Genomic DNA, 24,232 nt, shown 5'->3' with positions numbered 1-24,232 from the left:
AGGGAACAAGGCTGGTCAGCGCAGGCACTGCGTACTTAATGCGCCTCGCGTAGGTACTATCGCAGGCAAGTCTTGTTCCCTCGTCCCACGCAGTTCGCTCGGTATCAGCCGCTGCGTGTGGGTGATTACTGCTCGGAAGCCGTTTCTACCGGCGGTGTCATCCGCGCTTCCAGTTCCAGCACTTTGGCCTCCAGCGCCTCCAGGCGGGCGCGGGTGCGGGCCAGTACCACCATCTGGCTGTCGAACTCTTCGCGGCTGACCAGCTCAAGCTTGCTGAAACCGCTTTGCAGCAGAGCCTTGAACTGGCTTTCCAGTTCGCTGCGAGGTTGCGAAGTATCGCTGCTGAAAAGGCGCGAGGCCTGGTCGCTCAGGGCATCGAGAAAGGCTTTGGGCGCGAGCATGGGCAGTATCCAGAAAATTCCACAAGGCCCGCAGTGTATCACGCAAGGAAACCGGGCTCGCATTGCACACTTTTTGCGCATCGCGGCGCAATGCCGCGCACCGTAGTTGTGCGTCCGTACCTTGCTGGCGAATGGCCAAACTGACCGGATTGCCGTAAGTCTTTGTAATTGGTGAATTTGTCGGACATGGCAAGGTTTCTGCTTAGACCAACGTGACCCATGCACCGATGCTGCCGCTGTGACGATGCAGTGCGCAAACGGAGCGAAGGACGTGTTTCGTAAGACGTGGTTTGTGGCGTCGACATGAGGATGAATGGTCGACGACGCGTTACAAAGCCAGGCGCTGCGCTTAGACTTGAGTCGGGTTTGTTTTCCTGGGGCAAGTCCACCAATTCGGGAGAAAGTTTCATGAAGCTAGTCACTGCCATCATCAAGCCGTTCAAATTGGACGACGTGCGCGAGTCGTTGTCTGAAATCGGCGTGCAGGGCATTACCGTCACCGAAGTCAAAGGTTTCGGTCGGCAGAAAGGCCATACCGAGCTGTATCGCGGTGCGGAGTATGTGGTCGATTTCCTGCCAAAGGTGAAGATTGATGTCGCCATTGACGACAAGGATCTGGACCGGGTCATCGAAGCCATCACCAAGGCAGCCAATACCGGCAAGATCGGTGACGGCAAGATCTTTGTGGTGAATCTGGAACAGGCTATCCGTATTCGTACCGGCGAAACCGATACCGACGCGATCTAACAAAAAGCCGCCCCAAACCCAACGCCCCAGGAGATAACATCATGACTCTGCGTCAGTTCGCAGGGCTAGGAGCCCTTTTGTCCCTCATAATGCCTGGCCTCGCCCTGGCAGAGGACGCAGCACCTGCGCTCAACTCTGGCGATACCGCCTGGATGTTGACCTCTACAGCTTTGGTGCTGTTCATGACCATCCCCGGCCTGGCGCTGTTTTACGGCGGCATGGTGCGGTCCAAGAACGTACTGTCGGTGATGATGCAGTGCTTTGCGATCACTGGCCTGATCAGTATTCTCTGGGTCGTTTATGGCTATAGCATGGCGTTCGATACCACCGGTATGGAACAAGGCGTAGTCAACTTCCATTCATTCGTCGGCGGCATGTCCAAGGCGTTTCTCGCCGGTGTGACGCCTTCCAGCATGACCTCTGCGACGGCCTTGTTCCCGGAATCCGTGTTCATCACCTTCCAGATGACCTTCGCGATCATTACCCCCGCACTGATTGTCGGTGCCTTTGCCGAGCGTATGAAGTTCTCGGCCATGCTGATCTTCATGGCTATCTGGTTCACCGTGGTCTACGCACCGATTGCCCACATGGTCTGGAGCGGCAACGGCGGCCTGTTGTGGGATTGGGGCGTACTGGACTTCGCGGGCGGCACCGTGGTGCATATCAACGCTGGTATCGCGGGCTTGGTGGCGTGCCTGGTCTTGGGCAAGCGTAAAGGCTTCCCGATCACCCCAATGGCGCCCCATAACCTGGGTTACACCCTGATGGGTGCGGCCATGCTCTGGGTCGGCTGGTTTGGCTTCAACGCCGGTTCTGCGGCCGCCGCCAACGGCACCGCCGGTATGGCCATGCTGGTCACCCAGATTGCCACTGCCGCCGCTGCGCTGGGCTGGATGCTTTCCGAGTGGCTGACGCACGGTAAACCAAGCGCCCTGGGTATCGCTTCGGGCGTGGTTGCAGGCTTGGTAGCCATTACCCCTGCCGCAGGTACCGTAGGCCCGATGGGGGCGCTGGTGATCGGTCTGGTTGCTTCGGTGATCTGCTTCTTCTGCGCCACCAGCCTCAAGCGCAAACTGGGTTATGACGACTCGCTGGATGCCTTCGGTGTACACGGCATCGGCGGTATTGTCGGCGCGCTCCTGACTGGTGTGTTTGCCGCGCCCTCCCTGGGTGGTTTCGGCACCGTCGAGGACATCGCCGCACAAGTCTGGATTCAGGCCAAGGGCGTAGGCTTCACGGTTATTTACACTGCAATCGCCACCTACGTGATCCTCAAGGTTCTGGACCTGATCATGGGGCTGCGGGTCAACGAAGAAGAAGAGTCGGTCGGCCTCGACCTGGCTCAGCACAACGAGCGTGGTTACGCGCTGTAATCGCCACGAAAAAATCTGCCCGGTTCGCCGGGCATTTTTTTGCCTGCGATTTGAGCGGGAAATTACACGCAAACGGTTTCCTCAAATACTTGCACAGCTACTGCCAGAGATCGTTTGCCCTAAAGCTCAAGGCTTACAGCGATGAAGGATATTTAGACACTTTGTTTTTTCCCACAGCACGCTAGAATGCGCGCCGAAGGGTGCTTATCAGTGGTCCGCACACTTCGGTACCCTTTGCTAGGCTTGTCAGTGGGCATGCCCATGACGCCAGGGTAGGCCGGCGCGGTTTTCGCCGGTAGCTCTTTACTTTTTGTCGGGCTCGGTGTTTGTCGGGCTCGCACGGCGTTTGCCTGTAGGGCGAGCGTTTCGGGTGATGGGTTACCCATCATTCTTGAATTTTACCCAGCGGCTTCGCTATTGGCGCCGCGGGTCTATAACTAACGTGCTTTTCGCAAGTCATGAGGTAGAACATGAGCGACGACGATCTGGAAAATGATGACCTCGAAGTAGGCGACGAAGACGAAGGCGACGAAGGCCTGGAAGCAGCAGCCGAAGACGTGGCAGACGACGGTGACGACAGTCCCGTACCGGTCGCCAAAGGCAAATCCAAGGCGGCTGTCTCGGTTGACGAGATGCCGAGCATGGAAGCCAAGCAGAAAGAGCGTGATGCCTTGGCCAAGGCCATGGAAGAGTTCCTGGCTCGTGGTGGCAAGGTGCAGGAAGTTGAGCCGAACGTGGTCGCTGACCCGCCCAAGAAGCCGGACAACAAGTACGGTAGCCGCCCTATCTGAGTGGTTGTTGCAACAAAAAGCCCGCTGTCGCTGCGGGCTTTTTTGTGTGCGGGCTCCTAGCGCCAGCGGGACAGGATTTCGGGTAGCTGCGACAGGCGCCGGATTTCAGCATCCGGGTGTTGTTCGGCCTCCCAGGTCTTGCCTTGGGGGTTGAACCAGATCGCCCGCAAACCTGCCTGTTGGGCGCCCGCGATATCGTCGCCGGGGTGATCGCCAATATGGACGGCTGCACTGGCTTCCACCTGGCCACGGCGCAGGGCTTCCAGGAAGGGCTGCGGGTCGGGCTTGCCTATCCCCAGGTCCTCTGCGCACAAGGTGAACTTGAAGTAGTCGGCCAAGCCCAGGCGGCGTACATCCGCATTGCCGTTGGTGACGACGCCCAGGCTGTAGTGACGGCAGAGCAACTCCAGCACCGGCTGCACTTCCGGGAAAATGTCGATTTGATGGCGGGCATGCAGGAAGACTTCAAAGCCCTCGTTGGCCAGTTCCCGGGCGTGCGCTTCGCTGTAGCCAACCTCTTCCAGTGCATGGAACAGCACCCGGCGCCGCAGTGCGCTGATGCGGTGCTTGAGCCCCGGTTCGGCCTGCACCACGCGCTCGCGAATGGCATACAGGTGCTCGACCGGCACAGGCCCCAGGTTGGGTGCATTGGCCGCCAGCCAGTCTCGCAGGACGGCTTCGGCGCTGACGATAACCGGAGCGGTGTCCCACAGGGTGTCGTCCAGGTCGAAGGTGATCAGCTCGATACTCATGTGTCGCTGTCCTTACTGCGCTTGGCCCGTGGATGGGCGCTGTCGTAAACCGCAGCCAAGTGTTGGAAGTCCAGGTGAGTGTAGATCTGCGTGGTGGCGATGTCGGCATGGCCGAGCATTTCCTGGACGGCGCGCAGGTCTTGGGAGGACTCCAGCAGGTGGCTGGCAAAAGAGTGCCGCAACATGTGTGGATGCAGGTTCTGCCCCAGTTCCCTTACGCCAGCCGCCTGTACCCGCAGCCGGACCGCCTGGGGTCCAAGGCGGCGACCCTGGCGACTGACAAACACTGCGCCATCTTCAGGCGCGCTCATGCCGCGCAGTTTGAACCACTGCTGCAGGGCCTCGCGGGCTTTGCGGCCCACCGGCAGTACGCGGGTCTTGCTGCCTTTGCCGTGTACCTGTACCAGGCCAGCGGCGAGGTCCAGTTGTTCCATGTTCAGGCTGGTCAGCTCTGACAGGCGCAGCCCGGAGGAGTAGAACAGTTCAAGGATGGCCTGATCGCGTCGGCCGATAAAGTCGTCTTCAACGGCACCGTCGAGCAGTTGCAGGGCGCGGTCGGTGTCCAAAGTCTTGGGCAGGCGCCGCTCGCCCTTGGGGGCTGACAGGCCGTTGGCTGGGTCGTGGCTGCACAGCCCTTCACGGTTGAGGTACCGATAGAAGCCGCGCACGGCCGAGAGCATGCGCGCCAGGCTGCGCGAGGATTGGCCGTGCTGATGCTGGCGGGCGACGAACTGGCGCAGTTGTTGAATCTGCAGGGCATCCCAGCTGTCGATACCAGCCTTGGCGCAATACGCCAGGACATTATCGAGGTCGCGCCGGTAGGCCTGTTGGGTATGTGGCGACACCTGGCGTTCGTTACGCAGGTGCGCACAGAACGCCTCCAGCTGGCGCTGCATGGCTAGCGTACCGAACGCAGGGTTTGCGTGAAGCGTGGAACGACACGGCCCAGGACTTCGGCAATGTAGCCCAGGAACAGGGTGCCGACACTGCTCTTGTAGTGCTGCGGGTCACGGCTGCCGATTGCCAGCACACCGTGCAGGCCCTGATGGTTGAGTACGGCGACAGCGCTGGAGCCAACTTCTTTGCGCTGTTCTTCGCCAAACAGGAAATCCAGCTCATGGTCACGCAGCGAGCCGCTGACCGTCTTGCCGCCACAGAGCAGCCCGCCAATGGCTTGCTGGGCCTCGGTGCTGTTGACCCAGCGGCCTACCGAGGTAGCGTTGTCGCTGAACAGGATTAGGCTGACAAACGGTACCTTGAACTCCTGGCGCAGGCTGTCTTCGACGGCCATGACTACTTCCTCGAGGCTGTTGGCATCGAGCAGGTCAAGGATCAAGCGACGGGTCTTGTCGAACAGGCGGTCGTTGTCGCGGGCGACGTCCATCAGTTGCGACAGGCGATGGCGCATCTCGATGTTGCGATCACGCAGGAGCTTGAGCTGGCGCTCGACCAGCGAGACGCTATCGCCACGCTGGTGAGGGACGTGCAGCTCTACCAACAGTTCATCATGCTCGGCGAAAAACGCCGGGTTGGCGCGCAAGTAGGCGGCCACGGCCTCGGCCCCAAGGGCCGGTGTCATGCCCTGATCACTCGGGGCGGGGTGTTCGACGGGGGCCTGGGGCTGATCGGTCATGGCTGATACTCACTCATAGACGAACCTGTCCTTCGAAAACTCGAACGGCCGGCCCGGTCATCATTACCGGGTGGCCAGGCCCTGCCCATTCGATCGACAGGCGCCCGCCTGGCAGGTCGATAAGCAGGGGGGAATCCATCCAGCCTTGGCTGATCGCGGCCACGGCAGCAGCGCAGGCGCCGGTACCGCAGGCCTGGGTTTCCCCGGCGCCCCGTTCCCAGACCCGCAGTTGTGCGCGGTGCCGATCAATGACCTGGATGAAGCCGACATTCACACGCTGAGGGAAGCGTGGATGGTGTTCGATCTTCGGCCCCAGCGTGTGTACCGGTGCCTGGTTGATGTCGTCGACGCGCAGCACGGCATGCGGGTTGCCCATGGAGACAGCCGCCATCTCGACGCTCTGGCCGTCGACATCCACTGAATAGCTCAGGGCCTGCTCGGGTGCCTGGAACGGGATATCCGCCGGGATCAGGCGCGGTGGACCCATGTCGACGCAGATCTGCCCATCGTTGCGCACATTGAGCTCGATGACGCCGCTACGGGTTTCGACGCGGATACGTTTCTTTGCGGTCAGGCGCTTGTCCAGCACGAAGCGGGCAAAGCAGCGTGCGCCGTTACCACACTGCTCCACTTCGGAGCCGTCGGCGTTGAAGATCCGGTAGCGAAAGTCCACGTCCGGATTGCTCGGTGCCTCGACGATCAGCAATTGATCGAAGCCGATACCGGTATGCCGGTCACCCCATTGCTTGGCGTGCTTGGGCAGAATATGTGCATGCTGGCTGACCAGGTCGAGGACCATGAAGTCATTGCCCAGGCCATGCATTTTAGTAAAACGCAGCAGCATGGGGTTACTCCGGCAACTGGCTTTCGCCTGCGAACAGTTCGGCTACGGTCTCGCGACGACGCACTTCAAAGGCCTGGTCGCCATCGACCAGAACTTCGGCGCAGCGGCCACGGGTGTTGTAGTTCGAGCTCATGACAAAGCCATAGGCACCCGCAGAATGCACGGCAAGCAGGTCGCCTTCGGCCAGGTTCAGTTGGCGCGATTTGGCCAGGAAGTCGCCCGTCTCGCAGATCGGCCCGACCACGTCATAGGTGCGTGGCTCGCCGTCACGTGGCTGCACGGCCGTTACGTCCATCCAGGCCTGGTACAGGGCTGGGCGGATCAGGTCGTTCATCGCCGCATCGACGATGGCGAAGTCCTTGTGCTCAGTGTGCTTGAGGTATTCGACGCGGGTCAGCAGCACGCCGGCATTGGCGACGATGTAACGACCCGGTTCAAAGACCAGGGTCAGGTCACGTCCGCCGATACGCTCGCGTACGGCCTTGATGTAGTCGGCGATCAGCGGTGGCTGCTCGTCGTTGTAGCGCACGCCAACACCGCCACCCAGGTCCAGGTGACGCAGGTGGATGCCGCATTCGGCGAGGCGGTCGATCAGCGCCAGCAGGCGATCGAGTGCGTCCAGGAACGGGTCGAGGGTGGTCAGTTGCGAACCGATATGGCAGTCGACACCCACCACTTCCAGGTTCGGCAGCTGTGCCGCTCGCACATAGACAGCCTCGGCATCGGCGATGGCGATGCCGAACTTGTTTTCTTTCAGGCCGGTGGAAATGTACGGGTGGGTACCGGCATCGACGTCGGGGTTGACCCGAAGCGAAATCGGCGCACGTACGCCCATTTCGGCGGCGACCACCTGCAGGCGTTCCAGTTCGTCGGTGGACTCGACGTTGAAGCAGTGAACACCGACCTCCAGGGCCCGACGCATGTCTTCACGGGTCTTGCCGACGCCGGAGAACACCACGCGGTCGGCTCGTCCGCCAGCCGCCAGAACGCGTTCCAGTTCACCGCCGGAAACGATGTCGAAGCCTGCGCCCAAGCGCGCAAGCACATTCAGCACCGCCAGGTTGGAGTTCGCCTTGACCGCAAAGCAGACCAGGTGCGATACGCCTTTCAGCGCATCGGTATAGCTGCGGTAGCGCTCTTCGATGTGCGCGCGCGAATAGACATAAGTAGGCGTTGCGAAGCGCTCGGCGATGGCTGACAGCGCTACGCCTTCCGCGAACAGTTCACCGTCGCGGTAGCTGAAAGCGTCCATTGGATTCCCTTACTGGTGCTGGTGCGATTGCGATTTTTTGCCATCCTTGCTGTCGTCAGGCAGGTACAGAGGACCCTTTTGACCACAGGCGGAGACGAGGCAGGCAACCGCGACGAGCGCCGCGAGGGAGGAGATCAGGCGCTTCATGGCGAAATCCTTTGAAATAAGCAGTATTGCGCCCGAGTATACCGAGCGCTCAGCGCCTTGCCTATGTAGCTCGCCCGCCATCGGGCGGGGGCGAGGCTACACCGCAGCGGCAGTGGTCGGTATCCTTTGCATTCGCCGCGCCGGCCTCGTATCGTGCCCGGCTTGCGCGTGAGCAGAAATTTTCGAGGTTCTTGCAATGAGTTTGAGCGAAGCACGTTTTCACGACTTGGTCGATGCCACCCAACAGGCACTGGAAGACCTGTTCGACGAGAGCGACCTGGACCTGGATCTGGAAAACTCGGCCGGTGTCCTGACCGTCAAGTTCGACAACGGCAGCCAGTTGATCTTCAGCCGACAGGAGCCATTGCGTCAGTTGTGGCTGGCGGCCCGTAGCGGCGGTTTCCATTTCGATTACGACCAGGAAAGCAAGAAGTGGATGTGTGATACCACTGACGAGCTGTTGGGCGAAATGTTGGTGCGCATTGTCTCCGAGCAGTCTGGCGAGAAGCTCGACTTCGACGAGATTTGAAATGAGTGTTGCCAGCAAGCCGGCCAAGCCGCTGTACAGCAATGTCAGCCCGGCGGTGGCTTCACCGTGTATCAGCCTGTGCCGACTCGACGAGCAGAAGGTCTGCCTGGGGTGTTTTCGGCACGTCGAGGATATCCGCCAGTGGCGTTCGGCAGATGACGAGCAGCGCCGTCAGATCTGCCGCGAAGCACTCGCCCGACGTACTCAGGCCGAGGTCCGCTGAGCCACGGCTGTCCGCCACCGCCTCTTGTGTATTTACCGGGCTGTGGTAGTGTCCAACGTATATCGGCACTGCCGAGTTCCTGAAAACCCCGCCCTTGGGCGGGGTTTTTCTTTATATCGCCCATAAAAGGAGTCTGACTGGATCATGAGCACCAAGCCTTCCCTTATCCTCACCCGATTGGACGTACAGCGTCTTGAGCGTTTGATCGATAGCCTCGACGAAAACGTGCCGGGTGTGCTCGCCTTGCAGGACGAGCTGGACCGCGCCGAGCAGGTCGTCGGTCACGAGGAGGTCCCGGCCGGTGTGGTGACCATGAACTCCCGCGTGCATTGCCGTGAGGAAGCCAGTGGCAAGGACTATCACCTGACCCTGGTCTACCCGAAGGATGCCGGTTCCGAAGGCAGCGTCTCGATCCTGGCGCCCATTGGTTGCGCCTTGCTGGGCTTGTCGGTAGGCGAGCAGATCGATTGGCCGGCACCGGGCGGCAAGACCCTAAAGCTCAAGCTGCTGGAAGTTGAATACCAGCCAGAAGCTGCCGGTGACTTCGACCTCTGAGCCTGGTTTAGAGCAGGGCCAACGCCTCGTTCAAGCGCGCTTCCAGTTCGTCTTTGTAGCGCAGGTAGCGGATGCTTGAACCCGGGCTTTCAGTGAGCAGGTCGGACAGGTCCAGGTCGGTGATGTAGCAGCGGTAGTGCGCGGTCTCACGGCGCTGCTCAATGATCTCCCGCGCGACCATGGCATACAGCTGGTCGCCATGGTCGAGTGCGGAAAATTCCTTTTGATTACAGTACAGCGTGACCTGGGCTGATGCGGTTGCGCCCGTCTGTATGATGGCCTGTACGTCATAGAAGGACCTGCCACTGCTGTCCAGTGGTGCAGGGCGAGGCTCGATCCGACGTGCGCGGCCTCCACCGGATGACATGATCTGATAGTAATGGATGGCCAGGGCGCCGTCGGCCAGAGGCTGGCGAGCGTTCTGGCGAAACGCCACCGCTTGTAGAAAGCGCTGCAAGGGCAATAGCAGGCTGCTCTCGTCATGCAGCGGCAGGCGCTGCTGCCACAAGACGTTGTGTTCATCCAGGACATAGACATCGGCCCAGTCATCCCACAGACGGTAGAACACTTGAAGGGCGTGTGGCTGGCCGAGCGCAAGTACCTGCGCCAGGTCATGTTCCTGCAGTGCGTTGGCATCCAGGTGCAGGTGGCTGTAGTGGCCTCGCTCCTGGCCCAGATACGCCAGAAGGGTGGCGTGGTCGTTCAGCGTGACCATATCGGTTGCGCCAGGTTGCAAGTCGAGCACGTGCGTATGCTGCTGCACCTGGATCATGTAGCGGTAACTGAGCGGTTGCTCCAGTAAGGCCTGAGCACACAAGAAGACTTCTTCAACGCGCAGGGCAATGGCCTGGGCGCGGTTATGACAGAAGCAACGTACCCTGAGGCGTGGCGCAGGTGCCTCGCGCTCAAGGCTGCTCAGGTAATCGCGCAGGCAGCGTAGCAGGGCATGTTCGCCTTCGTAGCGCTGAACCTGTACTTCGTTCCAGCTGTTGAGCGTGACCTGGTCGAGGGTCAGTACCAGATTCTCGCGCACACCGGCGTAGCTCAGCGAGTCGGTACGTTCGGTGGTCATCAGGATGTTCAGGTCGCGGTGGTGGCGCAGTGGGTCGATACCGACATTCACCAGTAACAGCACCTCGTCGGCCCCGCTGGGTTGCAGCAGGCGTTCTTCACTGACAGGGGCCAGTGGTAGTGCCACGCTGTGTTGCAGACTACCCAGCAGGTTGAACAACTCGTACTCGCTCAGGTTGCTGCTACCGGGATACAGGACCAGTCGCGTACTGCTGTCGATCACGCCATTGCGATGGGCCCAGGTCAGGAGTTCAATCACACTGCGGCACCGTTTGAGCGGGGCGAAGTGCTCCCACTCCTGCGGGCTCAGGTTGCCGCTGTACAGGGCCCACTGAACGTGCTCCGGTGCGTTGCCCGTACTCGATTGGACCAGCGTCAGCGTGTCTTCGGCCAAGTCTGGGGCTACCCCCGGATTGATGAAGTCGACCTTGCCGGCGCGGCGGCCGAACGCCGCATGCAAGCGTCGGCCAAGCACGCTCAGGTCGCGTTGGTCGATGCGACTACTGGCCTGTTGAGTGCGTGCGAACTGATTGAGAAAGCGGTAGCCATAGTTCAGTTCATCGACCAGCACACGTCGCTCGGCTTCGACCTGACGGACTTTCCATTGGCTGCGGCTGTCTAGCAGGGCCAATTGACGTTCGTCCCAACCCCACTCATCACACAGACGCGCGAGCTGCTCGCGTTGCCAGCCGCCAATACGCTGGCGGGCCAGGTTGCTGAGCTTTTTGTTGACCTTCAGGTACAGGCTGCGTCGCACCAGTTCTAACCGTTGACTGTCGCCACTGGCCTTCAGGTAGCGCTCGATGCGTCGGTAGACCATTACATAGGGGTCTAGCTCGTCCAGGTCCAGGCGGTTGGCGAATACGGCCTGCTTGAGCTGCAGGCTGAGGCAGCGTACGTGTGGGTGCTCGCTGGCGTAGACTTCGGTCAGTAGCAGCTTGAGCACTGACTTGTAGGGTGACTCAATGCCTTTATAGAGTTGCCAGAGCCCGGCACCGATGAACTCGCCGGAGGGGATATGGGCCAGGTGGCCGAGGTCCAGAACGTCTTCGGCGCGGACAAAGCGTTTGGACAGCAGGGTGCTGGTGAATTCGGCATAGCGCGCTTCCTCATGCACGGGTACCAGCCACCAAAGTGGTGTGCGGCCAGCCAGCCAGATCGCTGTGCGGTAGAACTCATCAAGCAGCAGGTAATGCTGGGTGGTGCCGCAATCTTCCGAACTGAGCCGGGTGTTGCGTTCGCCCTGAACGAATCGCTGCGGGTCGATCAGGAACATGTGTGCTTCGGTGCCTTGGCTGGCAGCCCAGATCTCCAGCAGTGTGCATTTTTTGCGCAGTTCGGCCAGTGCGGTGTCGCTCAGGTCGGAAGCGTGGCATACCCACACATCCATGTCGCTTTGTTCGGCCTGGGCCAGGGTGCCGAGGCTACCCATCAGGAACAGTCCATGAATGGGGCTCGGCGGGTTGCCGTGGCGAGGCCGATAGGCAAACGAGCGTGTCAGGCGCTGCGCTTCAGCCAATAGCTGCGCGTCGGGCTCGTAGCAGGAAACACCTGCCGGCGTGGTACCCGAAACGTAGCCGGGAAACAGGGGGTGATTGACGTGGAAGAGCAGTGGTAACAGGTTCAGTACACGTTGTTGTCGGCTGGACAACCCGTCTACGGCGCGTGCCAGACGGCCTTCGTTGAGGCGAAGAAAACGCGCGCGCAACTGGCTGAGCACCTTGCGGTCGATGCCAGCGTCCAGGTCCGGGCGGATTTCATAGGGGTGGTTCATTATGGGTTCAAACCGGCCTACAGGCTCGACAAGGGAACGTCAGTTAGCACTGGCGAGTTTAGCCCTAGTAATGCAGTCGGTTTAAGCCGTATTTGGTTTTTGACGCCATTTTTTAGTAGGCGGGGCATGGTCTTGTGCGGCCAAGGGCCGCGCAAGACCATGGTGCGGGAGCAGGCTTGTCTACGACGTGTTGGTCGATGCTCAGGCCGCTTTGGTTACCGCAAGGATCGTCAGCAGCAGCTGTGCATTCTGGGCGGCGTCCAGGCCCAGGCTGGTCAGGTAACCGCCGTCGGCTTGGGTGATCAGCCCCTTGTCATGCAGGCGTTTCGTGGCAGCAATCGCCTGGGGCGCCGCCGTCTTGGTGTGAATTTTCAGGCCCTCCTGGGTATTAGCCAGGTTGAACAGTGCAAGTATTTCCAGTTCGGCAACCAACTCGGGGGTAAACGACATAGATACTCCGACATTTCCTGAATTTTCGGTTGGCACCTTGGTAGCGGATGCCTGGCCTTGGAGTGTAGTTCAGTCTTTTTCTGGCGGTAGTTCGGGTAGTGCGCGCAGTGCAGTCTCGTACCATTCGGTGTTGAATGCACGGTCCTCATCGAGCATGGCGTCAATTTCGATAGCCAGAACATGAGCCATCAGGTTAAGGATGTCTTCGCGCTCATAGCCTACCAGCGTCAGCTTGTTGAAAGCAGCCTTTGCGGCGGGTGGCTCACCGGACTCGATCTGGTTCTCGATGGCTTGGGTCAGTGTCGCTTCGGCGAAGGTCTCTTCGTCGTCGTTGTCGATTTGGTTCTGTTCGCTCATGGTGATTCCTCGCGTTGAGCCTGCAGTTTGCCATGAGCGTACGGGCCATGTCGCAGTATCGACACTATCCATGATGCTGGTCAGCCCAGGCCATTCGTTCTATAACACCCCGGGCCAACTCCTTACGGCCTGGAGGCTGTTTTCATGCTCAAGCTTCATGGTTTTGCAGTCAGCAACTACTACAACATGGTCAAACTGGCACTGCTGGAAAAGGGCCTGCCATTTGAAGAGGTGCCGTTCAACGGCGGCCAGAGCGACGACGCTCTGCAGGTCAGCCCGCGCGGCAAGGTCCCGGTACTGGAAACCGAGCACGGTTTTATCAGTGAGACCAGCGTGATCATCGAGTACATCGAGCAGGTGCATCCTGAGCATGCCTTGCTGCCTGCCGAGGCCTATGCGCGTGCCAAGGTGCGCGAACTGGCCAAGGAAATCGAGCTGTATATCGAGTTGCCGGCGCGGGCCTGCTATCCCGAGGCGTTTTTCGGCATGCAGGTGGATGCGGTCATCAAGGAAAAGGCCAAGGGCGAACTGTTGGCGGGGTTCGATACCCTCAAGCGCAACGGCGTGTTCTCACCTTACGTTGCCGGTGACACGCTGACCCTGGCCGACCTGTACTTCTTCTACAGCGTCGATCTGGCGCGCGGCGTCGGTCTCAAGTTGTTTGGTCAGGATTTGCTGGAAGGCTTCCCGCAGGCCAAGGCGCTGTTTGCCCTGATCAAAGAGAACCCGCACGTGCAGAAGATCGCAGCGGACAAGGACGCGCAGATGCCAGCTTTCCTCGAGATGATTCGCAGCGGCAAGCGCTGAATTGAAACAGGCTCGCCGTGCTGAACGGCGAGCCTGTGTCGGGGCTTAGCGGCTGGCCAGCAGGGCCTTGCCGCGTTGTACGGCAGCGCGTACCTGGGCTGGAGCGGTACCGCCAATGTGGTTACGGGCGTTGACCGAGCCTTCCAGGGTCAGGACGGCAAACACGTCTTGCTCGATCTGGTCGCTGAACTGGCGCAGTTCGTCCAGGCTCATTTCGGCCAGGTCCTTGCCGGTGTCGACGCCGTATTTCACCGCATGGCCGACGATTTCGTGGCAGTCACGGAACGGCAGGCCGCGCCGTACCAGGTAGTCGGCCAGGTCGGTGGCGGTGGAGAAACCGCGCAGTGCGGCTTCGCGCATGATCGCATGACGCGGCTTGATGGCCGGGATCATGTCGGCGAAGGCCCGCAGCGAGTCGCGCAGGGTGTCGGCGGCGTCGAACAGCGGCTCTTTGTCTTCCTGGTTGTCCTTGTTGTAGGCCAGTGGCTGGCCTTTCATCAAGGTCAGCAGACCGGTCAGGGCACCGAATACGCGGCCGCTCTTGCCGCGCACGAGCTCTGGCACATCCGGGTTTTTCTTTTGCGGCATGATCGAGCTGCCGGTGCAGAAGCGGTCAGGCAGGTCGATGAACTGGAACTGCGCACTGGTCCACAGCACCAGCTCTTCGGAGAAGCGCGACAGGTGCATCATCGCCAGGCTGGCGGCGGCACAGAATTCGATAGCGAAGTCACGGTCGGAGACGCCGTCCAGCGAGTTGCCCGCTACAGCCTCAAAGCCCAGCAACTGGCAGGTCAGTTCACGGTCGATCGGGTAGGTGGTACCGGCCAGGGCGGCGCTGCCCAGGGGCATGCGATTGGTGCGTTTGCGGCAGTCGACCAGGCGCTCGTAGTCACGGCTGAGCATTTCGAACCAGGCCAGCAGATGGTGGCCGAAGGTAACCGGTTGCGCGGTCTGCAGGTGCGTGAAGCCCGGCATGATGGTTTCCGCTTCGCGCTCGGCCTGTTCCAGCAGGCCTTGCTGCAGTCGGGTGATCTCCGCGAGGATCAGGTCGATCTCGTCACGCAGCCACAGGCGGATATCGGTGGCGACCTGGTCGTTACGGCTGCGCCCGGTGTGCAGCTTCTTGCCGGTGATGCCGATGCGATCGGTCAGGCGCGCCTCGATGTTCATGTGAACGTCTTCGAGGTCGATGCGCCAGTCGAAGTTGCCGGCCTCGATTTCGCTCTGGATGGTTTTCAGCCCGTCGATGATGCTGTCGCGCTCGGCATCGGTGAGAACGCCGACCTTCGCCAACATGGTGGCGTGGGCGATCGAACCCATGATGTCGTGGCGATACAGGCGCTGGTCGAAATTGACGGAAGCGGTGAAGCGGGCGACGAAAGCGTCGACGGGCTCACTGAAGCGGCCGCCCCAGGACTGGTTGGTCTTGTCAGTGCTCATGGATTCGCTCGTTGAAGGCGTGAACGGGAAAAGTGGCGCCGATAATAGCAGGATTGGCAGCATTGACGGCGTTCGGCGGTCGGCATAAATGGGCTATTGGGGTTCTGGCAGGCGCTGTTGAAGGTGTGTTCTTGACAGGATATTTGGCGAATGAACGGCAGTGTTCCGGCAACCGTCTACAGTTGGACTGAGGATTGGCATCTTTACTGCCGACCCAGTGAATTTTTAGCCATCGTGCGAGTCTGAGCGTGGATCGCCGTGACGGTCGTCACTTCACCTGTCTACGCTATCCTTGTGCGAGACTCACGCAGGAATCCAGCGCAATATGAATGTCCTGATCGTTGATGACGAACCCCAAGCCCGCGAACGCTTGAGCCGTATGCTCGGCGAGCTTGAGGGCTATACCGTGCTGGAGCCTAGCGCCACCAATGGTGAAGAGGCCCTGGCCCTGATCGACAGCCTTAAACCCGATGTCGTCCTGCTCGACATTCGTATGCCAGGCCTGGACGGCCTGCAGGTGGCAGGTCGCCTGTGCGAGCGTGAAGCACCACCAGCGGTGGTGTTCTGTACGGCGGATGACGAGTTTGCAGTGAATGTATTCAAAGACAGCACCCTGGGCTGCCTGATCAAACCGGTACGTGCCGAGGAGTTGCGTGACAGTTTGCGCAGGGCCGAGCGCCCCAGCCGGGTGCAACTGGCGGCACTGACACGGCCAGCCGCCGAAAGTGGCAGCGGGCCTCGCAGCCATATCAGTGCGAGAACCCGCAAAGGCATCGAAATGATCCCGCTGGATCAGGTCATTTACTTCATCGCCGATCACAAGTACGTCACCCTCCGTCACGAATCCGGCGAAGTGCTGCTGGATGAACCGCTCAAGGCCCTTGAGGATGAGTTCGGTGACCGCTTTGTCCGTATCCACCGTAATGCATTGGTCGCGCGCAACCGTATTGAGCGTCTGCAGCGCACGCCGCTGGGGCATTTCCAGCTCTACCTGAAAGGGCTCAATGGTGATGCGTTGGTGGTCAGCCGTCGGCACGTGGCGGGCGTACGCAAGATGATGCAGCAGCTTTAGAGGGCAGCGCTGGAGCCAATTGGGCCAGGGATGGCGACCATTTCCGATGATTTAGATCTGCTAGCGTGTTCGACTGAGCTGTTATCATCCGTAGCATCTCTCTCGTACGGATCGTTCCATGTCCACTCGCGAAATCCGCATTGCCACCCGCAAAAGTGCCCTTGCCCTGTGGCAGGCTGAATATGTCAAAGCCCGTCTAGAGGAAGCCCATCCCGGCTTGCTGGTGACGCTGGTGCCAATGGTCAGCCGCGGTGACAAGCTGCTTGATTCGCCGCTGTCGAAGATTGGCGGCAAGGGCTTGTTCGTCAAGGAGCTGGAAACCGCACTGCTTGAGCGCGAAGCCGATATCGCGGTGCACTCGATGAAAGACGTACCCATGGACTTCCCTGAAGGCCTGGGCCTGTACTGCATCTGCGAGCGCGAAGACCCGCGCGACGCATTTGTTTCCAACACCTTTCCAAACCTCGAAAGCCTGCCAGCGGGCAGTGTGGTCGGCACCTCCAGCTTGCGCCGTCAGGCACAGCTGCTGGCGCGTCGCCCCGACCTGCAAATCCGCTTCCTGCGGGGCAACGTCAATACCCGTCTGGCCAAGCTCGATGCTGGCGAGTACGACGCGATCATCCTGGCCGCTGCCGGCTTGATCCGTCTCGGCTTTGAAGACCGTATCAGCTCCACCCTCAGTGTCGATGACAGCCTGCCGGCCGGTGGCCAGGGCGCCGTGGGTATTGAGTGCCGCAGTGCCGACAGCGAAATCCATGCGTTGTTGGCGCCGCTGCACCACCGTGACACCGCCGACCGGGTGAGTGCCGAGCGTGCGTTGAACAAGCACCTCAACGGTGGTTGCCAGGTGCCGATTGCCTGTTATGCCGTGCTGGAAGGCGATCAGCTATGGTTGCGGGGGCTGGTAGGCCAGCCCAGCGGCGGCACGTTGCTCAACGCCGAAGCGCGCGCGGCCCGTGCCGATGCCGAGGCGCTGGGTATTCGGGTCGCCGAAGACCTGCTCAAACAGGGTGCCGGTGAGATCCTCAAGGCTGTTTACGGCGAGGCCGGTCACCCGTGAGTAGCTGGCGTCTGCTGCTCACGCGGCCGGCCGAAGACTGTGCAGCGCTGGCGCAGACGCTAGCCGAGTGCGGTGTCTTCAGCAGCAGCCTGCCTTTGCTGGAAATCGAACCGTTGGCGCTTGATGCCGAGCAGCGTGGCAGGGTGGTTCGCCTGGATCGCTACTGTGCGGTTATTGTCGTGAGCAAGCCAGCGGCGCGCTTGGGGTTGGCGCAGCTTGACCGTTACTGGCCGCAACCACCTCAGCAAGCCTGGTTCACGGTCGGCGCCGCCTCGGCTCAGATTCTGGAAGACCATGGCCTGCAGGTGCATTATCCCCGCACCGGCGATGACAGCGAGGCGCTGTTACAACTGCCCGCGTTACATGATGCGATTCACCGGCCCGATGCGCGCGTACTGATCATGCGCGGTGAGGGCGGGCGTGAGTTGTTGGCCGAGCGTTTGGCCGAACAAGGTGCTAGTGTCGACTACCTCGAATTGTACCGACGCTGCCTGCCTGTCTATCCTCCGTCGATATTGCAGCAGCGTATCGAGGCGGAGCGCTTGAATGGCCTGGTGGTCAGCAGCGGCCAAGGGTTTGAACATTTGCAGCAACTGGCCGGCGATGACTGGCCACAGGTGGCGCGGTTGCCGCTTTTTGTGCCGAGCCCGAGGGTGGCGGCACAGGCCCGGGCAGCCGGCGCCCTGAATGTAATAGATTGTCGCGGTGCCAATGCCGCGGCCTTGATGGCGGCGTTGCAGGAGACTCCTGCACCTGCCCTCTAAGGCGCTAAGCTGATTGGCGACGTGCCCCAATGCGAAGGATGGATACGTGAGCGAAACTGTCTTGCCCAACGATGAAGTGCAGTCGGCGCCCGAAGCGCCTGAACAAACGCCTGCCGCAGCAGCAAAGCGCGGCGGCAATGGCCTGGCGATTTTCGCACTGTTGCTGGGTGCCGCCGGTGTGGCCGTTGGTGGTTGGGGCGCATGGCAGGTGCGCCAGCTCCAGGGCGCTGATCAGGCCCAAGGCGAGCATTTGCAAGCGCTGAACACCTTGGCCGAGGCGCTGCAAACACGTGAGCAGCAGCTATCGGCACAGCTTGCCGGGCTGCCACCGGCCGCCGAACTGGAAGACCGTCGCCGTTTGGTTGCGCAGTTGCAGGGCGACCAGCAACGCTTGAGTCAGCGCCTGGAAAGTGTGTTGGGTGCGAGCCGCAAAGACTGGCGCTTGGCTGAGGCCGAGCACCTGCTGCGTCTGGCCAGCCTGCGCTTGTCTGCATTGCAGGACATTGCCAGTGCCCGCGCTCTGGTTCAGGGTGCCGATGAGATTTTGCGTGAGCAAAGCGACCCAGGTGCCTTCGCTGCCCGTGAGCAGTTGGCCAAGAGCCTGGCCGCGCTGCACAGCGTCGAGCAGCCGGACCGCACCGGGCTGTTCCTGCAATTGGCAGCATTGCGCGACCAAGTGGTGCAGTTGAGTGCGCTGGCACCCGATTTCCAGGTCAAGGCGGACGGTGAGTCGGCTTTGATCGCGGATGGCGATGGCGCGAGCCGTTGGTCACAGTGGTGGGACAAGATTTCCCGTTACATTCGCATCGATTTCAATGCCGATGAAAATATCCGGCCATTGTTGGCCGGGCAGGCGCTGAACCAGGTGCGTCTGGCCCTGAGCCTGACGCTTGAGCAAGCCCAGTGGGCCGCGCTCAACGGCGAACCGAACGTGTATGCCCAGGCGCTGGCAGAAGCGCGTAGCGTGCTGCTGGCCAACTTCAACCCCGATCATGCACAAAGCCGGATCATGCTTGAACGCTTAAAGGCCCTGGCTGACGCACCGGTATCGGTTGTCACACCGGATCTTGCGCAAAGTTTGAGTGCGGTTCAGGCGTATATCGAGCGTCGTCATCTGCCGGCTGAAGAGGCGCCCACCGGCAAGGCCACCGAGGAGGCACGCCCATGAAGCGTGTCTACCTGTTGACGTTCGTGGCGATTGTGGTCGCCGCGTTGGTGGGTATCGGCATGGCGCACCACAGTGGCTACGTGCTGATTTCCTACGGCAACTTCTTCCGCTATGAGTCCAGTGTGTGGGCAACGTTGGCGGTGTTGCTGGGTTTATGGTTGCTGTTCTTGCTCGCTCGCTACCTGCTCAGTGTGGTGTTCGTTTCGGGTGGGGTGGTCAATCCGTGGTCTCGCCGCAACCGCGACCGGCGTACCCGTCTGGCCATTGAACAGGGACAGCTGGATTTGGCTGAAGGCCGTTGGGCCAGCGCCCAGCGCAACCTCCACCGTGCTGCCGAGGCTGAGCGTCAGCCCTTGCTCTACTACCTCGGTGCCGCCCGTGCTGCCAACGAGCTCGGTCGTACCGAAGACTGCGACAATCTGCTTGAGCGCGCCCTGGAGCGTCAGCCCCAGGCCGAGCTGGCCATCGCCCTGAGCCATGCCCAGTTGCAGACTGACCGAGGCGACCTCGATGGCGCGTTGGAAACCCTGCAAGCCATGCATGATCGCCATCCGCACAGTGTCCAGGTGTTGCGCCAGTTGCAGCGCCTGCATCGGCAGCGCGGTGACTGGTCTGCGTTGATTCGTTTGTTCCCGGCTTTGCGCAAGGAAAAAGCCCTGCCAGCTGCTGAGCTGAGCGAGTTGGAGCAGCGTGCTTGGGGCGAGAACCTGTCGTTGGCAGCCCGTCGCGAGAAAGACGATCAGACCGGGCTTCAATCATTGGAGCGTGCCTGGGAGCAGTTGACCTCGGCACAGCGCCAGGAGCCGCAACTGGTGCTGGCCTACGCCGAGCAACTGCGCCAGTTAGGTGCGCAGGCACTGGCCGAAAAGGCTTTGCGTACGGCGCTCAAGCGTCAATACGAGAGCCATCTTGCCCGTCTATATGGACTGGTTCGGGGGGACGACCCCGTGCGCCAGTTGCAGACTGCCGAAGGCTGGCTGAAGCAGCATCCCGATGACCCAAGCCTGTTGTTGACCCTCGGTCGTCTGTGTCTGCAGAACCGCCTGTGGGGCAAGGCGCGCGACTATCTGGAAAGCAGCCTGACGTTGCAACGCAACCCCGAGACCTGTGCCGAGCTGGCGCGCTTGCTGGCGGGACTGGGTGAAACGGATCGCAGTAACCAGTTGTTCCAGGAAGGCCTGGTGCTGTTGGATGAGCGTCTGCTGGCGCTACCCCTGCCTGAGGCTGTTCGCAGCTAACAATGCGGAGTGCAGGCCTGCGTGTCACAGCGGGTCTGCATGACCGGGTAATTGTTCCTACGGCATGTATTCTGTTAACCCTTCAGCGGCCTCTCGCCAGTCCGTTCTGGTTTACCGTACTTTCCGCTTCCTGTTGGCGAAGAGTCCCGAAGGGCTCGTATTGAAAGGGATTGCGGCTTTCCTCTACCGTTGACGCCCGTTCATTCCACCCTTGGAACTTCCATGCCGTTGGTTCGTTTGCGCTCCTTGTTCCTCCTGGTCTTTGTGGCATCGTTGGCCATATTGGGGGGGACGTTTTACCTGGAGCTAGGTCTCGGTCTGGTGCCGTGCCCCTTGTGCTTGAGCCAACGCATCCTGTTGTCGGTGTTCGCCATTATCTGCCTGGGGGCGCTGCTGCAGCGGCCGCGGCTGCGCGGGTTGTGTCGCTATGCGGCAGTGGCCTTGGTGTGTGCCGTGCTTGGCGTCTTGCTGGCGGCTCGGCATGTCTGGCTGCAAAGCGCTTCGTTCGTGCCTGAGATGGAATGCCATCCGCCCTTGGGTTACCTGGTGTACACACGGTCCTGGAGCCAGGTGCTTGAGGCCATGCTACTGGGAAGCCCGGACTGCGTGCGTATCAACTGGACCTTCATGGACCTGAGTGTTCCGGAATGGAGCCTGCTGGCGTTCATGGGGATGGCGCTTTCGACCCTGGCGGTGATTGTTGTTGGCCTGCGTGTACGCATGGCCCGCACGCGAATGCCCCGCCTCTGAGCCATGACAGGGTGCATTCTGGTGCCGCAAGTCGCTGATTTGATTGATCTGCCGCAGCTTTGTAGATGAGTGGCGCTACGTCGCAGGATTAAACACTTGTATGAACTTTGTCGCCTGCGTACCTTGAAGGCATGAGCGCACGGGAATAATCTCCCCAGCACGCAGACAAAAAAACTACGCTATGCCGGTTTGCTGCTTTCAACCGGTCACAACAATGCGTGACGCGGTGTAGTGCAGCACGACCCAGAAGGGAAGAGATCGCCATGCTCGATAGTTGTCAGAATGCTCAGGAACGCTGGGGTGGGGTTCATCGGCTGATCGACCGCTGGCTGCAGGAGCGAGAGGAGCTGGTGCAAGCCTTTCGTAATCTGCGCGATGCAAAGCCGGCTTTCGCCGACAAAGACACGAATCGGGACTTCTGCGCGGTGCTGGTCGACTATGTCTCGGCTTGGCACTTCGAAGTGCAGGAGCAGTTGGTCAGCGAGGCCAAGGCTTTTGGCGATGACCGTAGCCTGGAGCTGGCTGAACAGATCAGCCCGCGCATCGACGACATTACCCAAATTGCCCTTGCCTTCAACGATCACTGCGATAAAGGCAACTGCAACGATCCCGAGCGTTTCGCCAAGAAGCTCCAGGAACTGGGCAGCCTGTTGCATGAGCGCTTTGAGCTGGAAGATTGCCTGATCGAGGTGTTGCACAACGCGCACAAGGAAGAGGGGGCGGTTCAGGCCTGAACCGTCAGTTCGCCACGCCGAGCAGTTCAATCTCGAACGTCAGTGGTGTGTACGGCGCAATCAAGTCCCCTGCACCTTCAGCGCCATAGGCGAGCGCTGAAGGAATCACCAGCCGCCATTTTGAGCCTGTCGCCATCTGCGGCAAGCTGACCTGCCACCCTTCAATCACACTGCCCAGGCTGAACCACTGCGGTTGTTCGCTCTGGTCGAAGACCGTGCCGTCTGGCAGTTTGCCGACATAGCGAACCTGAACCTTGCCGCCGCTGGCGGGCTTGGCCCCAGTACCTGCTACCAGTTCGCTGACCAGGACACCTTCCGGCAACTCTCGTACGCCGGCCTTGGCACGCTCAGTGGCCATGAAGCGGCGCTCGACACCGAGCAACTGTTCGCTCTGCGCTTGCGCTGCGGCGTCGTTGGCCTGGGCATCATGCTGGCTGAGCAGTGCCTCCATGCGTGCTTTGCTCAGGGCCAGCGGCTTGTTCTGATAGGCCTGCTGCAGGCCGTCGATCAGTGCCTTGAGCTGCAGGTCCGGGACCTCTTCGCGCAGCCGCTCTCCCAGGCTTGCGCCCAGGCTGTAAGCGAGGTCATGTGCATCGTTGGTATCGCCACTTGCCTGCGCCATGGTCGGTGAAAGCAACACAAGAAGCGGCAGTAGAAAATAGCGCGACATGGCAATGTTCCAGATTTCAGGAAAGCGTGATTATGCCAGCCTGCCCGTATTGTCCAAGGCTTTATCGGCAGTGTTTCCAGCAGCATCTACACTTGCCTCCAGCGGCAACGATACGCACTTTGCCCAGGCATGCAACGCGGCGCATCCATTACGGTCAACATGCCCTAGCGGCGATAGCAGCAGAAGACTAGTATGAGCCGCAAACATATCAGCCAGGAGGTAAGCCATGTCGGCCAATAAGAAGCCAGTAAGTACGCCGTTGCACCTGCTCCATCAACTCTCCAGCAGCCTGCTTGAGCATTTGGAAAACGCCTGCTCGCAAGCGCTGGCTGATGCAGAAAAACTGTTGGCCAAGTTGGAAAAACAACGTGGCAAGGCACAGGAAAAACTGCATAAAGCCCGTCTCAAACTTCAGGACGCCGCTACCGCAGGCAAGGCCAAGGCCCAGAACAAGGCCAAGAGTGCCGTGGCGGAACTTGAGGAATTGCTCGATGCGTTGAAGGAGCGTCAGGCACAAACCCGCACCTATATCCTGGAGCTCAAGCGCGACGCTCAGGAAAGCCTGAAGCTTGCTCAAGGCGTGGGCAAGGTGAAAGAGGCTGCCAGTAAAGTCCTGACCCTGCGTAGCGACAAGGCAACTGCTACCGCCGCCAGCAAACCGACCGCTGCCAAAGCGGCTGCCAAGCCGGCTGCAACCAAAGCCCCGGCCAAACCTGCAGCCAAACCTGCTGCTGCCAAGCCTGCTGCGGCCAAAGCACCAGCCCGCGCTGCTGCCAAACCAGCCGCCGCTGCGAAGGCCCCTGCCAAGCCAGCGGCTAAACCTGCTGCGGCCAAGGCACCAGCCCGCGCTGCTGCCAAGCCAGCCGCTGCTGCGAAAGCCCCGGCCAAGCCAGCGGCTAAACCTGCTGCGACCAAGGCCCCGGCCCGCGCTGCTGCCAAGCCAGCCGTCGCTGCGAAATCCCCCGCCAAGCCGGCAGCCGCCAAGGCTCCAGCCCGAGTGGCTGCGAAACCAGCAGCCAAAGCCCCTGCCAAGCCTGTAGCTGCCAAGCCTGCAACCCCGGCTGCGCCAGCACCAGCTGCCGCCGCACAACCGGCTGCCTCTGCAAGCCCGGTAACACCTGCTACTCAGTCGCCGTCGACCGCGTCCTGAGTGCCTGCCGCCGCGACGCGTAGCTTATGCAGCGCGTCGCGGTACGCTGTTACGCCGTCAGGCGCCAATCGTTCCAGCCAATCCGACACCGTCACTTCTGCAACTGGCCACACCGATGAGGCCGTTTGCAGGCGCTCCAGCAGCTCGCGTTCAGCCGTCAACTCCAGTGCCTTGAGTTGCTCGCGCAGACGCGCCTGAGCCGGATCCACGCTAGCCGCCTTGCGCCATTGCTGACGCAGTACACGCAGTGGGGTCACTACCTGCCGGTGCCAGGGTTCGGCCAACTGTTGCAGGTGTTCCACGCGAGTGGCGTCGGGTTTTACGCCACGGGTTTCCAGCCACGCGCCACACAGCAGCAGGCAGACATTCCCGCCCTGATCCTGCATGTCCAGGCAGGCTGCTTCCACGCCTGGGCGAGCATAGAGGCTTACGGCAAAATTCCACAGGTCGGTGTTCATGGTCCCACTCGCGCCAGTTGGC

General features: G+C 60.8%; 28 protein-coding genes and 1 pseudogene. 16 read left to right on the top strand and 13 right to left on the bottom strand.

Features of this window, described 5'->3' with window-relative positions; translation table 11 throughout:
• Window positions 1–125: 125 nt before the first annotated feature.
• Entirely contained in the window at window positions 126–401 is a 276-nt protein-coding gene (locus IE038_RS09745; RefSeq protein ID WP_163935871.1) for an accessory factor UbiK family protein, read from the bottom strand.
• Between the two features lie 408 nt (window positions 402–809).
• Here IE038_RS09745 and glnK point away from each other — a divergent pair, with 408 nt between their 5' ends.
• The 3 genes from glnK (at window position 810) to sutA (ending at window position 3,312) form a co-directional block, all read left to right on the top strand.
• Window positions 810–1,148, top strand: a complete 339-nt coding sequence (glnK, locus tag IE038_RS09740) for a P-II family nitrogen regulator (RefSeq protein ID WP_002555808.1) — start codon at window positions 810–812, stop codon at window positions 1,146–1,148.
• 41 nt (window positions 1,149–1,189) lie between these two features.
• A complete protein-coding gene (locus tag IE038_RS09735) occupies window positions 1,190–2,521 on the top strand; it encodes an ammonium transporter (protein ID WP_189395526.1) in 1,332 nt (443 codons plus the stop codon).
• 470 nt (window positions 2,522–2,991) lie between these two features.
• On the top strand, window positions 2,992–3,312 hold the full coding sequence (sutA, locus tag IE038_RS09730; RefSeq protein ID WP_099773278.1) for a dormancy-specific transcriptional regulator SutA: 321 nt from the start codon (window positions 2,992–2,994) through the stop codon (window positions 3,310–3,312).
• Between the two features lie 56 nt (window positions 3,313–3,368).
• Here sutA and IE038_RS09725 read toward each other — a convergent pair whose 3' ends face one another.
• Genes IE038_RS09725 through lptM form a run of 6 tightly spaced genes read right to left on the bottom strand, consistent with a single transcriptional unit; the run spans window position 3,369 to window position 7,940 of the window.
• A complete protein-coding gene (locus IE038_RS09725) occupies window positions 3,369–4,064 on the bottom strand; it encodes an HAD family hydrolase (RefSeq protein WP_163935874.1) in 696 nt (231 codons plus the stop codon).
• On the bottom strand, window positions 4,061–4,960 hold the full coding sequence (gene xerC, locus IE038_RS09720) for a tyrosine recombinase XerC (RefSeq protein ID WP_163935877.1): 900 nt from the start codon (window positions 4,958–4,960) through the stop codon (window positions 4,061–4,063). The genes IE038_RS09725 and xerC overlap by 4 nt, the downstream gene beginning before the upstream one ends.
• Before the next feature lie 2 nt (window positions 4,961–4,962).
• A complete protein-coding gene (locus tag IE038_RS09715; RefSeq protein ID WP_163935880.1) occupies window positions 4,963–5,697 on the bottom strand; it encodes a DUF484 family protein in 735 nt (244 codons plus the stop codon).
• Window positions 5,698–5,710: 13 nt separating this feature from the next.
• Window positions 5,711–6,541, bottom strand: a complete 831-nt coding sequence (gene dapF / locus IE038_RS09710) for a diaminopimelate epimerase (protein WP_189395525.1) — start codon at window positions 6,539–6,541, stop codon at window positions 5,711–5,713.
• Between the two features lie 4 nt (window positions 6,542–6,545).
• On the bottom strand, window positions 6,546–7,793 hold the full coding sequence (gene lysA / locus IE038_RS09705) for a diaminopimelate decarboxylase (RefSeq protein ID WP_163935884.1): 1,248 nt from the start codon (window positions 7,791–7,793) through the stop codon (window positions 6,546–6,548).
• 9 nt (window positions 7,794–7,802) lie between these two features.
• A complete protein-coding gene (gene lptM / locus IE038_RS09700; RefSeq protein ID WP_009395706.1) occupies window positions 7,803–7,940 on the bottom strand; it encodes an LPS translocon maturation chaperone LptM in 138 nt (45 codons plus the stop codon).
• Window positions 7,941–8,136: 196 nt separating this feature from the next.
• On the opposite strand from lptM, the gene cyaY reads away from it, so the two are divergent.
• The 3 genes from cyaY to rnk all read left to right on the top strand — a co-directional run bounded on the left by cyaY (window position 8,137) and on the right by rnk (window position 9,247).
• The gene (gene cyaY, locus IE038_RS09695; protein ID WP_163935887.1) at window positions 8,137–8,469 is read left to right on the top strand and encodes an iron donor protein CyaY; all 333 of its coding nucleotides are present in this window, start codon (window positions 8,137–8,139) and stop codon (window positions 8,467–8,469) included.
• 1 nt (window position 8,470) lies between these two features.
• Window positions 8,471–8,692 carry a DUF1289 domain-containing protein gene (locus tag IE038_RS09690; RefSeq protein ID WP_163935890.1) on the top strand — a complete coding sequence of 74 codons (222 nt, stop codon included), beginning with the start codon at window positions 8,471–8,473 and terminating at the stop codon, window positions 8,690–8,692.
• A 144-nt stretch (window positions 8,693–8,836) separates the two neighbouring features.
• On the top strand, window positions 8,837–9,247 hold the full coding sequence (gene rnk / locus IE038_RS09685) for a nucleoside diphosphate kinase regulator (protein ID WP_163935894.1): 411 nt from the start codon (window positions 8,837–8,839) through the stop codon (window positions 9,245–9,247).
• A gap of 7 nt (window positions 9,248–9,254) precedes the next feature.
• Here rnk and IE038_RS09680 read toward each other — a convergent pair whose 3' ends face one another.
• From IE038_RS09680 to IE038_RS09670, 3 genes are all read right to left on the bottom strand, one after another.
• Window positions 9,255–12,092, bottom strand: coding sequence for a class I adenylate cyclase (locus IE038_RS09680; RefSeq protein WP_163935897.1), 2,838 nt, complete (start codon window positions 12,090–12,092; stop codon window positions 9,255–9,257).
• Window positions 12,093–12,293: 201 nt separating this feature from the next.
• Window positions 12,294–12,542 carry a TIGR02647 family protein gene (locus tag IE038_RS09675; RefSeq protein ID WP_189395524.1) on the bottom strand — a complete coding sequence of 83 codons (249 nt, stop codon included), beginning with the start codon at window positions 12,540–12,542 and terminating at the stop codon, window positions 12,294–12,296.
• A gap of 69 nt (window positions 12,543–12,611) precedes the next feature.
• Complete coding sequence (locus tag IE038_RS09670) at window positions 12,612–12,899, bottom strand: hypothetical protein (RefSeq protein WP_163935900.1); 288 nt, start codon at window positions 12,897–12,899, stop codon at window positions 12,612–12,614.
• 144 nt (window positions 12,900–13,043) lie between these two features.
• On the opposite strand from IE038_RS09670, the gene IE038_RS09665 reads away from it, so the two are divergent.
• The gene (locus tag IE038_RS09665) at window positions 13,044–13,706 is read left to right on the top strand and encodes a glutathione S-transferase family protein (protein WP_163935902.1); all 663 of its coding nucleotides are present in this window, start codon (window positions 13,044–13,046) and stop codon (window positions 13,704–13,706) included.
• 45 nt (window positions 13,707–13,751) lie between these two features.
• On the opposite strand, the gene argH is transcribed toward IE038_RS09665, so the two are convergent.
• Entirely contained in the window at window positions 13,752–15,146 is a 1,395-nt protein-coding gene (argH, locus tag IE038_RS09660) for an argininosuccinate lyase (RefSeq protein ID WP_065758043.1), read from the bottom strand.
• A gap of 221 nt (window positions 15,147–15,367) precedes the next feature.
• On the opposite strand from argH, the pseudogene IE038_RS24470 reads away from it, so the two are divergent.
• The 8 genes and pseudogenes from IE038_RS24470 to rsd all read left to right on the top strand — a co-directional run.
• A pseudogene (locus IE038_RS24470) lies at window positions 15,368–15,475 on the top strand (sensor histidine kinase); the annotation flags it as partial.
• The gene (locus IE038_RS09655; protein WP_163935905.1) at window positions 15,472–16,218 is read left to right on the top strand and encodes a LytR/AlgR family response regulator transcription factor; all 747 of its coding nucleotides are present in this window, start codon (window positions 15,472–15,474) and stop codon (window positions 16,216–16,218) included. The pseudogene IE038_RS24470 and the gene IE038_RS09655, both read left to right, overlap by 4 nt.
• 118 nt (window positions 16,219–16,336) lie before the next feature.
• A complete protein-coding gene (gene hemC / locus IE038_RS09650) occupies window positions 16,337–17,278 on the top strand; it encodes a hydroxymethylbilane synthase (RefSeq protein ID WP_163935910.1) in 942 nt (313 codons plus the stop codon).
• Window positions 17,275–18,042, top strand: coding sequence for a uroporphyrinogen-III synthase (locus tag IE038_RS09645; RefSeq protein ID WP_163935913.1), 768 nt, complete (start codon window positions 17,275–17,277; stop codon window positions 18,040–18,042). Before hemC ends, IE038_RS09645 begins: the two co-directional genes overlap by 4 nt.
• Before the next feature lie 46 nt (window positions 18,043–18,088).
• On the top strand, window positions 18,089–19,210 hold the full coding sequence (locus IE038_RS09640; RefSeq protein WP_163935916.1) for a uroporphyrinogen-III C-methyltransferase: 1,122 nt from the start codon (window positions 18,089–18,091) through the stop codon (window positions 19,208–19,210).
• Entirely contained in the window at window positions 19,207–20,448 is a 1,242-nt protein-coding gene (locus IE038_RS09635; RefSeq protein WP_189395523.1) for a heme biosynthesis HemY N-terminal domain-containing protein, read from the top strand. The genes IE038_RS09640 and IE038_RS09635 overlap by 4 nt, the downstream gene beginning before the upstream one ends.
• A gap of 222 nt (window positions 20,449–20,670) precedes the next feature.
• Window positions 20,671–21,198 (top strand): disulfide bond formation protein B, encoded by a 528-nt coding sequence (locus IE038_RS09630; RefSeq protein ID WP_163935919.1) that lies wholly within the window; start codon window positions 20,671–20,673, stop codon window positions 21,196–21,198.
• Between the two features lie 263 nt (window positions 21,199–21,461).
• Window positions 21,462–21,932 carry a sigma D regulator gene (gene rsd / locus IE038_RS09625; protein ID WP_163935922.1) on the top strand — a complete coding sequence of 157 codons (471 nt, stop codon included), beginning with the start codon at window positions 21,462–21,464 and terminating at the stop codon, window positions 21,930–21,932.
• A 4-nt stretch (window positions 21,933–21,936) separates the two neighbouring features.
• On the opposite strand, the gene IE038_RS09620 is transcribed toward rsd, so the two are convergent.
• Window positions 21,937–22,602, bottom strand: a complete 666-nt coding sequence (locus tag IE038_RS09620; protein WP_189395522.1) for an FKBP-type peptidyl-prolyl cis-trans isomerase — start codon at window positions 22,600–22,602, stop codon at window positions 21,937–21,939.
• Between the two features lie 226 nt (window positions 22,603–22,828).
• Between IE038_RS09620 and IE038_RS09615 the strand changes: the two genes are divergently transcribed.
• Window positions 22,829–23,752, top strand: a complete 924-nt coding sequence (locus IE038_RS09615; RefSeq protein WP_189395521.1) for an AlgP family protein — start codon at window positions 22,829–22,831, stop codon at window positions 23,750–23,752.
• On the opposite strand, the gene IE038_RS09610 is transcribed toward IE038_RS09615, so the two are convergent.
• On the bottom strand, window positions 23,728–24,210 hold the full coding sequence (locus IE038_RS09610) for a TIGR02444 family protein (RefSeq protein ID WP_189395520.1): 483 nt from the start codon (window positions 24,208–24,210) through the stop codon (window positions 23,728–23,730). The two genes, IE038_RS09615 and IE038_RS09610, sit on opposite strands and share 25 nt — an antisense overlap.
• Window positions 24,211–24,232: the final 22 nt, after the last annotated feature.

It is taken from the genome of Pseudomonas laurentiana (assembly GCF_014648275.1).
GTDB classification, from domain to species: Bacteria; Pseudomonadota; Gammaproteobacteria; order Pseudomonadales; family Pseudomonadaceae; genus Aquipseudomonas; species Aquipseudomonas laurentiana.
Note: the sequence above shows the minus strand (reverse complement) of the source record. Positions and strands in the feature narration are given on the sequence as shown.